Annotated in this window: 17 protein-coding genes and 1 pseudogene; 6 read left to right on the top strand and 12 right to left on the bottom strand. The window is 61.6% G+C overall.

Annotation, left to right across the window (positions count from 1 at the left end):
- Positions 1-10: 10 nt before the first annotated feature.
- The 5 genes from P3T22_RS17435 to P3T22_RS17415 all read right to left on the bottom strand — a co-directional run bounded on the left by P3T22_RS17435 (position 11) and on the right by P3T22_RS17415 (position 3,579).
- Complete coding sequence (locus P3T22_RS17435) at positions 11-301, bottom strand: CpaD family pilus assembly lipoprotein (protein WP_429325592.1); 291 nt, start codon at positions 299-301, stop codon at positions 11-13.
- A gap of 101 nt (positions 302-402) precedes the next feature.
- Positions 403-1,800, bottom strand: a complete 1,398-nt coding sequence (locus P3T22_RS17430) for a type II and III secretion system protein family protein (protein WP_429325591.1) — start codon at positions 1,798-1,800, stop codon at positions 403-405.
- Positions 1,801-1,843: 43 nt separating this feature from the next.
- Positions 1,844-2,794: a Flp pilus assembly protein CpaB gene (cpaB, locus tag P3T22_RS17425; protein WP_429325590.1), complete on the bottom strand. Its 951-nt coding sequence runs from the start codon at positions 2,792-2,794 to the stop codon at positions 1,844-1,846.
- Between the two features lie 12 nt (positions 2,795-2,806).
- Entirely contained in the window at positions 2,807-3,325 is a 519-nt protein-coding gene (locus tag P3T22_RS17420) for an A24 family peptidase (RefSeq protein ID WP_429325589.1), read from the bottom strand.
- 71 nt (positions 3,326-3,396) lie between these two features.
- A complete protein-coding gene (locus P3T22_RS17415) occupies positions 3,397-3,579 on the bottom strand; it encodes a Flp family type IVb pilin (RefSeq protein ID WP_429325588.1) in 183 nt (60 codons plus the stop codon).
- A 534-nt stretch (positions 3,580-4,113) separates the two neighbouring features.
- On the opposite strand from P3T22_RS17415, the pseudogene P3T22_RS17410 reads away from it, so the two are divergent.
- Positions 4,114-4,263 (top strand): annotated as a pseudogene (locus P3T22_RS17410) (LysR family transcriptional regulator); the annotation flags it as partial.
- Positions 4,264-4,335: 72 nt separating this feature from the next.
- On the opposite strand, the gene P3T22_RS17405 reads toward P3T22_RS17410, so the two are convergent.
- The 3 genes from P3T22_RS17405 to P3T22_RS17395 form a co-directional block, all read right to left on the bottom strand.
- Positions 4,336-4,917 (bottom strand): YceI family protein, encoded by a 582-nt coding sequence (locus P3T22_RS17405; protein WP_429325587.1) that lies wholly within the window; start codon positions 4,915-4,917, stop codon positions 4,336-4,338.
- A 48-nt stretch (positions 4,918-4,965) separates the two neighbouring features.
- Positions 4,966-5,529 carry a YceI family protein gene (locus P3T22_RS17400; RefSeq protein WP_429325586.1) on the bottom strand — a complete coding sequence of 188 codons (564 nt, stop codon included), beginning with the start codon at positions 5,527-5,529 and terminating at the stop codon, positions 4,966-4,968.
- Positions 5,530-5,636: 107 nt separating this feature from the next.
- Positions 5,637-6,191 carry a cytochrome b gene (locus tag P3T22_RS17395; protein WP_063498659.1) on the bottom strand — a complete coding sequence of 185 codons (555 nt, stop codon included), beginning with the start codon at positions 6,189-6,191 and terminating at the stop codon, positions 5,637-5,639.
- A gap of 270 nt (positions 6,192-6,461) precedes the next feature.
- Between P3T22_RS17395 and P3T22_RS17390 the strand changes: the two genes are divergently transcribed.
- Positions 6,462-7,712 carry an arsenic transporter gene (locus tag P3T22_RS17390; protein ID WP_429325585.1) on the top strand — a complete coding sequence of 417 codons (1,251 nt, stop codon included), beginning with the start codon at positions 6,462-6,464 and terminating at the stop codon, positions 7,710-7,712.
- A gap of 155 nt (positions 7,713-7,867) precedes the next feature.
- Here P3T22_RS17390 and P3T22_RS17385 read toward each other — a convergent pair whose 3' ends face one another.
- Positions 7,868-8,113, bottom strand: coding sequence for a hypothetical protein (locus P3T22_RS17385; protein WP_429325584.1), 246 nt, complete (start codon positions 8,111-8,113; stop codon positions 7,868-7,870).
- Between the two features lie 292 nt (positions 8,114-8,405).
- The gene (locus tag P3T22_RS17380; RefSeq protein ID WP_429325583.1) at positions 8,406-8,744 is read right to left on the bottom strand and encodes a hypothetical protein; all 339 of its coding nucleotides are present in this window, start codon (positions 8,742-8,744) and stop codon (positions 8,406-8,408) included.
- A gap of 428 nt (positions 8,745-9,172) precedes the next feature.
- Between P3T22_RS17380 and P3T22_RS17375 the strand changes: the two genes are divergently transcribed.
- From P3T22_RS17375 to P3T22_RS17360, 4 genes are all read left to right on the top strand, one after another.
- Positions 9,173-9,466, top strand: a complete 294-nt coding sequence (locus P3T22_RS17375) for an EF-hand domain-containing protein (RefSeq protein ID WP_429325582.1) — start codon at positions 9,173-9,175, stop codon at positions 9,464-9,466.
- Positions 9,467-9,590: 124 nt separating this feature from the next.
- A complete protein-coding gene (locus P3T22_RS17370; RefSeq protein WP_063498663.1) occupies positions 9,591-9,773 on the top strand; it encodes a hypothetical protein in 183 nt (60 codons plus the stop codon).
- 16 nt (positions 9,774-9,789) lie between these two features.
- Positions 9,790-10,503 (top strand): response regulator, encoded by a 714-nt coding sequence (locus tag P3T22_RS17365; RefSeq protein ID WP_429325581.1) that lies wholly within the window; start codon positions 9,790-9,792, stop codon positions 10,501-10,503.
- On the top strand, positions 10,500-11,891 hold the full coding sequence (locus P3T22_RS17360; protein ID WP_429325580.1) for an ATP-binding protein: 1,392 nt from the start codon (positions 10,500-10,502) through the stop codon (positions 11,889-11,891). The genes P3T22_RS17365 and P3T22_RS17360 overlap by 4 nt, the downstream gene beginning before the upstream one ends.
- On the opposite strand, the gene P3T22_RS17355 is transcribed toward P3T22_RS17360, so the two are convergent.
- On the bottom strand, positions 11,836-12,102 hold the full coding sequence (locus P3T22_RS17355; protein WP_429325579.1) for a hypothetical protein: 267 nt from the start codon (positions 12,100-12,102) through the stop codon (positions 11,836-11,838). The genes P3T22_RS17360 and P3T22_RS17355 overlap by 56 nt on opposite strands.
- 115 nt (positions 12,103-12,217) lie before the next feature.
- Positions 12,218-12,841 carry an MlaC/ttg2D family ABC transporter substrate-binding protein gene (locus tag P3T22_RS17350; protein WP_429325578.1) on the bottom strand — a complete coding sequence of 208 codons (624 nt, stop codon included), beginning with the start codon at positions 12,839-12,841 and terminating at the stop codon, positions 12,218-12,220.
- Positions 12,842-12,962: the final 121 nt, after the last annotated feature.

Below are 12,962 nucleotides of genomic sequence, written 5' to 3'. Positions count from 1 at the left end.
TTCACACGCATCAACGGGAATCACGCGTCGTCGTCTTGTCGAGCGGTGTCACGTGCTCGGTCTGATAACGGTGCACCGCGCTTGCCGCCACGGCGGCGTCGGCCGGTCCGAGCGATTCGGGCTTGACGATGTCCTGCGGATAGGCAAGCTGTGCCGCGAGGTTCGTATAAGTCGCGCAGCCCCACGCCATGTCAGGGCGCTTCCAGCCGGCGTCGGTCAGGATCGATGGGCGAGCCAGACTGGCACAATCGGGCGGCACGGCAAGCTGCCCGTCGAACCGGATGACCGACGCGTCAGGCATCGATCTCGGTGCCCTGAAGCATCCGCTGACGCCGGCCGTGACACTGCAAACCAGCATGAGCGCAATTAGTCGTGCAGAAATCATGGCTGTTTCGCTCAATATCAATAGACATACCCGGCTGCACCGACGAGGCGCGGTTGCCCGGACGGGGTAGAAGCCTCGCCGGACTCATGTCTGAAGCTGTACTCGACATCGCTGCTCGGCGACATGAGTGAATCGAGTGGCGTACGAAGCCTGGCTGGATCTGTCGGTTCGACGAGATAGGGCGTCACGATGATGACGAGCTCGGTCTTGTTGTTCAGGTAATTGGTCGACGAAAACAGCTTGCCGAGAATCGGAATCGATCCCAGGCCCGGCACCTGCGAAACGATGTCGGTCGTGTTGGTTTGCAGCAAACCGCCGATGGCGAAGCTTTGCCCGCTTGCGAGCTCGACGGTGGTGTCGGCTCGGCGCACGCTCAACCCCGGCACCGTGATGCCATTGGTGGTGACACTCGCGGTCGTGTCGATCTGACTGACTTCCGGGCGGACTTTCAGGCTGATGCGGTGCTCGTTGATCACCGTCGGGGTGAAATCGAGTTTTACGCCGAACTGTTTGAACTCCACGGTAACCGAGCCGTTGTTGGTCTGCGCTATCGGAATTGGAAATTCGCCGCCTGCGAGAAAGCTGGCCGTTTGCCCGGACAAGGCCACGAGGTTTGGCTCTGCAAGAACAGTCAGCAAGCCCTCCTGGCTCAATGCGTCGACCATTGCCTGAATGCTCGTGCCACGGCCCCTCTGAACCGTACCGAAGCCGAAGACAGCAGCTGCGGAGAATTGCCCGACCGTCGAGCCGACCGATGCCCAGTTGATCCCCAACTGCTCCGTGACGTTCCGGTCTACTTCGGTGATGCGAACGCGCAACTGCACCTGAAGCGGCCGATCGATTGTGATGCGATTGACGAGCACTTCCTTGTCGGCCAGATAGGGCGAAATCGTCTGCACCACGGCATCGGCATCGGCGGCCGACGGCGCCTCGCCTGAAACCAGCAACGAACCGGGACTGGCTGTCAGTTTCACGTGCAGGTTCGGAAAGCGCGCGGCGATCGCGCTGCGCAGCGAATCCATGTCGCGGCCGACAACCACTGTCCGTTGAAGCAGTGTCTTGTTGTCCGCACCTAGCACGTACAGTGTCGTTGTACCTGCCTTCTTGCCCAGCACGAAGACCACCTTCGGAGAGGGCACGTGGACATCCGCGATCGTGGGGTCGGCGACGAACACAGCGGTCGCGTTCTCGCCTAGACGCACGAGGGTGCCCTTGCCGGCGTCCACGGCCAACGCTCCCTGTGAACGCAGAGGCCTGTCAGCCACGGTGGGGTCCGGTCCCGGCGGCAGGGCCGCGCGAACAGGCGCCTCCTCGCCGTAGACGGCAAGCGCGCTAGCCCCGCTTATCACGGCGCAAGCCGTGAGCTTCAAACCGATGCCACCAGGACTCAAACCCGGACTCAACTTTGTTGTCATGGCGTTCCATCCTTGCGAGTGGACGCTATGCCCTCTCGGCGCGTCAGTGCAGTGCTGGGAGAGACGGCAGTGGCGGTACGTTGTTTCCTGCGGTACCGCTTGACTGTGCGACGCTGGACGGCGCGTCGCTCCTGTCGGAACCTCTGTATATCGTCACGGTGGGCGGTAAGGCCGATCCGGAACGGGTGGCAATGAGCTGAGGGCCTCGTGCTCGCGGCAGATCGCGCACGGCGCGTGAAATGTCTCCGGCCCAAACGGGCGGCGGCAGTGAGTCGGCCGGCACGGACGCGGCAGGATCCCGGGAAACGGTCGCGAAGCTGCGCAAGGCGAGCGACAGGCTGCCGAGGCGCGCGGCGACGGCAACGACTTCGCCCATCCGTGGCGTGACCTCAAGCGTCACAGTGCGGGCGCGGTTGGTGACATCCGGGGTATCGCCGCTCTTTGGACGCTGTATTTCCGAGCCGACCGCAAGCACCCGAACATGCTCGACGACGGTTTCGCTCGACACGGCGAGGTCTGGCGAATCAGTCCGGCGGTCCATCTGCTGCGTCAGCAACAGGTCCACGTAGTCGCCGGGCTGGATCAGTCCGGCATTACCCGATACGTCGTCGACGGCGACCGACACTGCTCGCATCTCAGGTTTGAGCGTGGCGGCAAGAAAGCCGGGGGCGCTTGGCAGGATGACGTCGTCAGCGACAACCAGGGTCCCGTTCGTTATCGGGCGACGCAAAAGCGCCCCCTTGAGTTCAACCGCGCCGGGTGCCCCGTAGACAACGGCATTGGGGGGAGTGTCGGTGACGGGCAACGGCTTCCAGGTAAGATCCTCGTCCCGTAGAAGCAGGCCCTGCGGAAGATCGGCGGCACTGACACGGACCTTTTCGGTGCTGGGCACGGCCGTCGGCGCACGCGCCACGCTTGCGACCACGACCCGAACGATCAGGGCGATCAGAGTGGCGCAGGCAATAAGCAAACCCACTTTGATGATGTTGGACATAGAGACGCCGTCCTACCGCATCGAAAGCAAGGGCAGCACGGAAGGCAACACGATGAGTGAGCCGCCCCCGAGTGCAAGCGCTACACCATAGGGCACGCCTCGCGCTCCCGAAAACATGGCGAGCGTGCGCATCGAGGGCGAGTTCTGCTTCGGGTCCATGTGCCGCGTGGCAAGACTGATCAGGGAAATGCCCAGCCCGATGACCGAGATGAGGGTCAGGGCTGGCAAAGCGAGACTCCGTCCAAGCCACAGGAAGACAATCGACGCCAGCTTTGCGTCGCCTCCACCCAGCACATTCGCCGCGAACAAGGCGGCGCAGACCACCAAAACGGCAAACGCCAGCAGCAGATGGGCAAGCACATCGCCGATGGGCATGCGGATGACGACAGCGTTGATAAAAAACAGTGTGCCGATCATCAGGATCATCCTGCTCGGGAGGCGGCGACAACGCACATCGAAAGCCGCGAGCCACAGCAGCACGCAAAACACGACGAGGCGGATGGCGATAGATAGTAGCGACACAATCAGCACGGCTCCCGAGAACATGAAGATTGGGTGGAGGCTGCGAAAAGCAGGTGCGTCGAGCCTCCCGGTTGCGTGAATTACGCTTTGTTCTGGGATGCCGTGACACTCGTGAACAAACTGGTAAACATTGTGCTGACGTTGGTGTTGAAGGCGGCCGCCATGCCCCCGAGTGCGAGGACGACGATGCCCGCCAGAACCGCGTATTCCATGGCGCTGACGCCACGCTCGTCACGAACAAATGCTTTCAGAAAGGTGTGCATTTTTTTCTCCTGTAACAAGAGGGAGGGGCAGCCTAAATGAATGAGTAACTGGCCCGACGTGAAAAATCGAACGGTCTATTAAAACAGTCTGATCCCATGAGTAAGCGGCGTATGGCGCCATTCGACGGTTAATGGAACAATGAGCATGCGCGAAGGGAAACACCTCCCGGATTAAAATTAGACATCCTTATTTATATGCGTGTTGAATATTATTCGGTCATGTCTACATCCGGCGCTCTCCTGGGTGCCTATGAGAAATAAAGAATGCTTACATTATGTCCGCACATTGGCCGCAGCCAGGAAGCCAGCGTCTTGCCTGTTCTCATCGTATAGTAGGACAATTTGTGAGAAAGAGAACATTTCTGTTTATAAAACGCTTGCTCAACAGAAGTCTCGAGTTCCGGGCGGAACTACACGGACCTTGAACCGGGTACTGTAGTGATTCACGTGGTAGCCGCCGGCAGCGTGGCTCACTTAAAGCCGCGGGAACGACACCCGACTCGCGCAGCCAGCCTTGCACCGCTTCGACCATCGCGGCCGGTGGATGATCCCAAGCTTGTTTCGCCCATCATCGTGAGCATGCGGATGCTCTACGAGTCGGCGGATATTCGGGCGATGCTGGAGCTGATGTACGGACTGTACGATGAGGAAGAGATGACCTGCATGCCGCCGCACGGCGGGTGAGGGCGAGATTTGCCCGTTGCCGTATCCGCCTGCCGCACCCGCCTGAAGCAGGCTGCGGCAGGCAGCTGGCTATTACTGCTTGATGCCTTCCGTCTGAATATGCAGCGTGGTCTGCATCTTGAAGCCATAGGTCTTGCCGAAGTCGATGCCGAAATCGTCGCGATTGAACGTCGCGGTCGACTCGGTGCCGCACACTTCGCGCTTGATCATCGGGTTCATGACGCAATTGAACGATACGATCTTCAGGTTGACCGGCTTGGTCACGCCATGCAAGGTCAGCGTGCCGATCACTTCCACGGGCTTGCCGCCGTCGAAGCGGATCTGCGTGCCCTTGTAGGTGGCGGTCGGGTACTTGGCGACGTCGAAGAACTTGTCGCTGACCAGTTCCGCGTCGAGCTTGTCGTTACCGATATCCACCGAGCTCAGATCGATCGTCACGTCCGCCGTGCCGGTCTTCGCCGCGCGATCCAGCACCACGGTGCCGCTGTTCTTGTTGAACTTGCCGCGCCAGATCGACAGTCCGCCGAAGTGGTCGGTTTCGAAGCTCGGGTAGGTGTGCATCGGGTCAAGTTGATACGTATCGACGGCGGCCATTGCGTTGAACGACATGGCTGCGGTCAGCGCGCCTGCGGCGAGCAAAAGTTGCTTTTTCAAGTGATTCTCCAGGTTTCAGAAAGGGATGCGACGCTTCGCTGTGTCCAGTTATTTCTTCGAAGCGACAATATGAAATTTGATGACGACTTCGTCGGCGACAACCGACGTGTCTTTCCATTCGCCCGTACCGACATCGAACTGCGAACGTTTGATCGGCAATGCGCCGTCGAAGGTTTGCGTGTTGCCCAGGCTGGCGATGGTGACCGGCACGACGACGATCTGCGATTTACCTTTGATGGTGAGCTTGCCGGTGACCTTGTACTGGTTGCCGCCCGCCGGCGCGATCGCGCTCGAGACGAACGTCGCGGCCGGATAGGCCGCGCTATCGAACCATTCCTTGCCCTGGGCCTGCTTGTTGTAGTCGTCCGCGCCGAGGTCGTAGCTGCCGGTGTCGATCGACACATTGGCGTTGCCGGCGGCCGGCTTGGCCGGATCGAAATTCAGCTGCGCCGAAAACTTCTTGAATTTGCCGTCCACCGGCACATTCATCTGCTTCGTCGTTGCAATAACGCTGCTTTTGCCCGTGTCGACATCGGCGTGCGCGAGACCTGCACCGAAGAAAGAGACGGCGGCGACGCCGGCCAGAACGGCGTGATAAAAATTTGATTTCATAGTGGTACGCATCCTATCGAATCCAGGCGCGCAAATTGCACGCCGATGGGAATTAGATTGCCAACAGGCTGTAGCTAATTGCCGGCTACTCGCCGGTCATTCGTATGTTATTTGAGGAACGGAATCATCCGTGCGAGTAATCCGTCGCGGTCGACGAATTGATGCTTGAGCGCCGCGAGTACGTGCATGGCCACGAGTGCCAGCAACGTGTAATTGAGCAGCACGTGGACCGTGCGCAGGCCTGCCTTGAGCGCCTGGTCAGGGCCGATGAGGGTGGGCAGCGGCACGATGCCGAGGTACACCACCTGAATGCCCGAGGCCGAGCTATAGAAGTAGCCGGACAGCGGAATCGCCAGCATCAGAACATAGAGCGCGCCATGCACGAGATGGGCGGCAGCCTTCTGCCACGTGGGCGTAGCGCTATCGAGCGCCGGCGCGCGGTGAGTGGCGCGCCACAGCACGCGTGCCACGGCCAGCACGAAGACGGTCACGCCGATCCACTTGTGCCACGAGAAGTACTTCAGCTTGGTCGGCGTGAAGCCATGGATATCGGTCATGATCCAGCCGATATAAAACCCGCAGATGATCAGTAACGCGATGAGCCAGTGCAGGGCGACGGCCGGGCCGCTGTAATGCTCGATATCTGAAGGACGGGGTTTCATGGGTTCATGCTCGCTATTCGTGGTGCTGGCCGCGTGCGGTGTGTCGCGTGTGAATGCGGATAGTAGAGATGTCAATAGGAGCCGACTAGCCGGGGAGAAGAGAACAGATTGTTCTAGCAGTGACGTTAATGTGGATGGAGTGAACGTGCGCGGCGGCCTGAATGGGATGGCACACGAGGCGCCCCACTCCCCGGCGGCATTTCGGTCATGGGTTATGCTGCAAACTTCACTACCGCGCTCGCGCGCCATCAGAATCCAGGGACCTGCTTGGTGAATTCCGTCTTCCTGTCTTGGGGTATCGCCATGGCCGCCACGGCCGGCGTCATCACCCGTCCGTTCAAATGGCCCGAGGCGGTGTGGGCCGTCGCCGGCGCGTTATTACTTGTGTCGTTGAAGCTGCTTCCCGTCGATCTGGCAATCGAGGCAGTCGGCAAAGGCACGGACGTCTACCTCTTCCTGTGCGGCATGATGCTGCTCTCGGAAGTCGGGCGTCGCGAGGGTCTGTTCGACTGGGTCGCTGTATTCGCGGTCAACCACGCCAAAGGCTCGCCGAGGAGGCTCTTTCTGCTGGTCTATCTGGTCGGCGTGGTCATCACCGCCTTCCTTTCCAATGACGCCACCGCGGTCGTTCTCACGCCGGCCGTATTTGCCGCCGCTAAAAAAGCGAAGACCCATCCACTGCCCTTGCTCTTCGTCTGCGCGTTCATTGCGAACGCTGCGAGCTTCGTGCTGCCGATCTCGAACCCGGCCAACATCGTGCTGTACGGCAATCACACGCCCGCGCTCGGCGCCTGGCTGATGCGCTTCACGCTGCCTTCGCTGCTGTCGATCGCTGCGACCTATGTGCTGCTGCGGTGGACCCAGCGCGAGGCGCTCGCCGGCACCTGCGAGGCCGATCTCGAGCCGCTCGAGTTGTCGTCGAGCGGGCGCGTTGCGCTTGCGGGTATCGCGGTGACGGCCGTTGTGTTGCTGACGGTTTCCGCCTTCGATGTCCCGCTTGGCCTGCCCACCGCGATACTCGGCACGCTGACCGCCGCGGTCGTGCTGATTCAGGAGCGCAAATCGCCGTTGCCGATGATCCAGGAAATATCATGGAGCGTGCTGCCGTTGGTCGCAGCCTTGTTCGTGCTGGTCGAAATGCTCGATCACACCGGCGTCATCAAGACATTCGTCAATCTGCTGCAAGACGCGACACAACGCAGCGAGCTCGCGACGGCCGGCTGGGCGGGCAGCATCATCGCGATCGGCAGCAATCTGATGAATAACCTGCCGGCGGGTCTGATCGCGAGTTCGACCGTGACGCAGGCGCATAGTCCGGAGCGCGTGATCGATGCGTTTCTGATTGGCGTCGATCTGGGGCCGAACCTGTCGATCACCGGCTCGCTCGCAACGATCCTCTGGCTCAACGCAATTCGCCGTGAAGGCGAAGACGTGAGCTTCATGAAATTTTTGAAAGTAGGCGGAGTGGTGATGCTGCCGGCCCTCACGCTGGCGCTTGCCGCGCGAATCCTGATTTTCTGATGAATCGGGCGCAACACGCGGCGGCGGCCTTGACGCCGCGTGTCATCCGCGCCCGCTCAGCGATTGCCGTCGATCGCCGGTGGTGCGCTGGCGGTCAATCGCGTCTTCGCTCTTCGCCGTCACCGTCACCGTCACCGTCACCGTCACCGCCAGCGTCATGGCCAGGTGCCCGTCGAACGCATGCGCGGCATGGCCGCCGGCGTTTGCGCGGACTGCTCGAGTGAGCGCAGCGCGGCATCAAGCCGCGCGAGGCGTGCGCGCTGGATCGGCATCAGCGATGTTTTAGGAAGCGTGCCCAGCCGATTGCGCCAATACGACAGCGGAATGCGATCGTTGGCGGAGATCAGCTTGAATACGTGTTCGAGATGGGCAATCTCTTTGTCTATATCTTGATAGCTCATCTAAATTCCCGAAAATGAAGTGGATGGACGATGAACCATGCAGGCGGGATGCCGCCAGTTGGACAGATATGTCTAACCAATGGATGCGCCTGGCGTTGGTGAAGGTTCCAGCAAGTGCCGTGCCCGCACTCCGCGAGGGTGAGTCGGCATCCAGATTTCAAATGCCCCTTCGACACCAGCGCGCCGATGGTCCAGTTCATTGCGCAACTCAGTGCGCTGCGCAGGCAGAACAAGGTGTTATCGCGCGGCACGGGGATGGCCTGTCGGGACTTGCATTCGGCACATTTAACATTTAACGCGGCACCGCCATGACGGGCTGCGCGTAGCTGACGGCAGGAGCGGGCACGATCGCGTAGCTGGTCGGCTCGGGCACCACGACCGTCGTGTACGCGGTGACAGGTTTTGTCGGCAGCGGCACGGGCGTGCCAACCGCGACAGCAACGGCAACGGGAGCCGGCGGGGGCGCCACCACATAGACCGGCCTGACCGGCGCGTAGTAATAGACGGGGCGTGGCGGCGGCGCGTAGACCACGGCAGCGGGCATATAGACGACCACCCGGGCGAACGCCGTCGACGACCAGGCGAGACCGATGGCGGTGAAGGTAGAGGCGCAGACGAGGCGAATACTCACTTGATGCTCCTGAGACGTTTTGAACGGCGCGGCGCGTCTTCCGGTGAAGAGGCAATGCGGCTGGTTCGGATTGCTTGAGAGTCCGCCCGAACCGTTGAGGCGTTTGAGGCGCTTGAGCTGCTTGAGCTACTTGTTGCGCCGGCAGACGAAAGATACGCAAACCGCGTTCGAAACGGCAGCGCGAACTTATTTCATTCAATGTCGCGCGAAAGTGGGGCAGGAGATAAGCGTGCAGGTGTATGAAGCGCATGTTGTGTTGCGGCGCCGGCGCACATGCCTGCCGCGTCGGCGCTACGAAAACCATGACATACGGCGACATGATTCTGAAATTGCCTTGCGCCGGTGCTTCCTCAAGAATTCGGCCTGTCATCGAACGGATCGCGGCGGTTTGCAGGCGACGCACGATGGCTCAATCGAAGGAGTCAGTCATGAAAAAATTTCTCGCCGTTGTGCTGCTGTGCTGCGCATCCACCGTCACGTTCGCCCAAACGGCCGCACCGCAGGGCGCCAATCCCCAGCGCATGGAGCGCATGGCGCAGCAGCTGCAATCGCGCTTTGCGAATGCCAACACCACGCACGACGGCAAGCTCACTAAAGAGCAAGCCGCCGCGGGCATGCCGATGGTCGCCAAGCATTTCGATGAGATCGACACGCAGAAAGCGGGCTACATCACCTTGCCGCAGATCGCGGCATTCATGCAGGAACGCGGGGCAGCGCACTGAGCCGCGCGAGCATCGGCGGGATCGTAGGACCTTTGACGCCCCAACTCAAGCGGCCTGGTGGACCGCGTTCAACGATCCGGTGCTGAGCGTGCTGGCCACCTAATACCCAAGCTGGCTGCTGCCGGTGGCGGTGGTGCTCGCCGTGCCGCGGGCCTTGCCCGGTACAGCCGGTACGTTTGCCGCGCTCGGTGCGGCCAATAATCTGTACCCGCAGATTGGCCTCGTGCTGTTCATCCCGTCGTTCTATGTGCTATTGCATCCCCAGGCCGAACGGCACGCGGCGCGTCATACGCCGCCCGACGCTTAAACCGAGGAGCTTTCATATGGATCGCCCCGCCAAAATCATCGTGCTAGACGACGAAGCCGAACTGCGCAACATGCTGCAGCGTTTCCTGCGCAGCCACGGCTTCGACGTGCGGGTCGCGGAGGACGGCAAGCGGCTCGACCGTTATCTGGAGCGTGAGCCGTTCGATCTGCTGGTGCTCGATCTGATGATCGGCGAAGAAGACGGCCTCGCCATCTGCGCCCGTTTGCGCGAGCAAGGGCAGACGTTACCGATCCTGATGCTAACCGCCAAGGGCGATCCGCTCGACAAGGTGGTCGGCCTCGAAACCGGCGCCGACGACTATCTCGCCAAACCGTTTCTCCCGCGCGAACTGGTAGCGCGGATCAATGCGCTGCTGCGCCGCCAGAAGATCGCCTCGGGCGACGTCACCGTCACCGCGCAGAACGTGCGCTTCGGCGATTTCAGTCTCGACGTCGGCAAGCAGCAATTGTCGCGTGCTGGAGAGTTACTGGAGCTTCACTCGGCGCAGATGCTGCTGCTGGTCGCGCTGGCTTCTTCGCCAAACCGGCCTGTGAGCCGTGACAACCTGCTGGCACGCGCTCGTGGGCGCGAGCACGATGCGCTCGATCGCAGCATCGACGTGCAGGTGCTGCGGCTCAGGCAGATCGTCGAGGACGATCCGTCGAAGCCGCGCTTCATCAAGACCGTGTGGGGCGTCGGCTACATGCTGGTCGCGGACGTCGACTCATGACGCGCGCGTGGCTGCAAAGGGCGCTGCCGAAAACGCTGTTGGCGCGCAATATCGTCTTGCTCATCGTGCTGGTCATGCTGAGCCAGGTGTGTGCGCTCGGCGTGTTGCTGCACTATGTGCAGCGGCCTCGCGTCGAACGGGCGGCCGCGGTGTTCGCCACCTACGTGACGACGCTCGATAACCTGCTTCAGGCTACGCCGCCGGACGCGCGCGCCAAATTGACCGCACGCCTCGACGCTCGCGCGCAACGACCCGCCGAAGCCGCCGTTGAGCCGCCGCCCAGTCTTTTGCGCGCCTATCGCACTTATCAGCGCAACGTGTTTCTCGACAGCTTGCGCGAGCATCTGCCTGCCGACATGCCCGCGCTCTGGCAGTCCGAGGGCGGTCAACGCTTGTGGATTCGCATGCATGCGCCGGCCGATGCGCCGCACACGCCGTACTGGATCGCGCTGCCGATTCCTGATGACGCGCAAGGCGCCGGACTCGACGCCGCGATCCTGCTGTCGCTCGGTTTGGGCGCACTGGCGGCGCTGACCGGCTACGTAATCCAGCGCCACCTTAACGAGCCGCTCCAGCGGTTGACGCGGGCGGCGCGCCGCGTGAGTGCCGGCGAGACGCCCGCGCCGCTGCCGACCGACGGGCCGACCGAGATCGCCGCGGTAAGCAGCGCATTCAATCAGATGACGCATGCGCTGCAACAAGCCGAAGCGACGCGCGCACTGATGTTGGCAGGCATCTCGCACGACATTCGCACGCCGCTCACCAAACTGCGGCTCTCGATGGCCATGGCGATGCCGGACGGCAGCGACAGCAGCTTTGTGGTCGCCGCCGAGTCATATCTGGACCAGATCGAAACGATCTTGCAGCAGTTCATGGACTACGCGGGCAGCGGCGAGCGCGAAGCGGCCGAACCCGGCGATCTCAATGCGCTGATCGAACGGCTCGCCGGCGATTTCGCAGGGCTGGGGCACGAGTTCGCGCTGTCGCTCGCGGTTTTGCCCGCGATTGCGTATCGGCCGATCAGCATGCTGCGGCTCCTGATGAACCTCATGCAGAACGCGATCGTATATGGCGGCACCGGGCTCGCCGTGCGGAGTTGGGCCACGGGCGAAGCCGCGTATGTCGCAGTCGGCGATCGCGGCAAAGGGCTTTCCGCAGAGGAATTGGAGCAGCTCAAAGCGCCGTTTCAGCGTGGCCGCAATGCTCGCGCGCATAGCGGCGGTACTGGGCTTGGGCTTGCGATTGTCGAGCGGATTGCGCGGCTGCACGGCGGCAGCCTGCAGTTTCATGCGCGCGAGGGCGGCGGCCTGGAGGTGTGGGTGGTGTTGCCGCTCATTCCCTATCCAGCCACGCGTCCAGCCCCACCCGGAAAGCTACGCCCGCGATAACCGGCACGGTTAGCATGAGAATGATGCCGAAGTTGGGAATCTCGTCGCCGTAAGTGATCGGACCGTAGAGCACGACCGTCGCAACGATCGCGAAGACCGCGACGCCGACCGCGACCATCAGAAGATTGCGCGACACAATGGACAGATCCTTGCGTTTCGCCTTGCCCGGCGTGGCGCTGGCAGTGGGGACTTCGTCGTGTTGGGCGGGCATGATGGTTCTCGTGACTGGAAGAAGGGCGGCAAGTGCGCTGAGCCGGTAGCCGCGTTGAGGCAGGCACAGCCCTAACATCAATATAAGCCGCATCGCCATCTTACCCAACGGTCAGTTACTGCTTGCCCGAAGCGAGCTGCTCGTTGCGCTCAGCGAGAAACCGGATCAGACCGTCCACACCACTTTCCTGGATCTTGTCGCTGAACTGCTGCCGATATGTCTGGATCAGCCAGACGCCGAGCACGTTCAGGTCATACAGGCGCCAGCCCTGCGGCGTGCGGTACAACCGGTAGTCGATCTCTGCTGGTTCGCCGTTCCTGATTGCAATCGTGCGCACCACCACGTCCGTATCGGTTGGAGCGAAGTGTATCGGCGGGTACTCGATCCGTTGATCAGGACGGAGCTGGCCGATAGCGCCCGAATAGGTGTGGATCAGGAGCATCTCGAACTGTTCGACCATTTGCTGCTGCTGCGCCGGCGTTGCCGTGCGCCAGTAGCGGCCCATCGTGAGCGACGTGGTGCGGCGAAAATCGGTGTAAGGAATGATGTCGCGGTTCACGATATCCATGATGCGGGGAATATCGTCCGGCTCGATCGCGCGGGTGCGCACCTCGTCGAGGATCTGCTGCGTCGCGGTCTTGATCAGAACCTGCGGCTCCGATTGGTCGACTTGCGCGTACGCCGCACCGCCAAACGAGAGCAAGGCTGCGCAAAAAGTCACTAGAAAAAGAGTCTTCATGTCGAGAATCCTGGCTGGGTGCATTGGCGTGCTGCTACGCAAGTATCGTCTATCTACGCCAAACATGTCGCGCCGGCACTCGTCACTGTTGAGAGTCGGAGGCTGGCCGGCCCGCTGATAC

Origin of the sequence: Paraburkholderia sp. GAS348, assembly GCF_050434205.1 — a bacterium.
In the GTDB taxonomy this organism is placed as follows: Bacteria; Pseudomonadota; Gammaproteobacteria; order Burkholderiales; family Burkholderiaceae; genus Paraburkholderia.
This window is presented reverse-complemented; position numbering and strand designations above follow the sequence as displayed.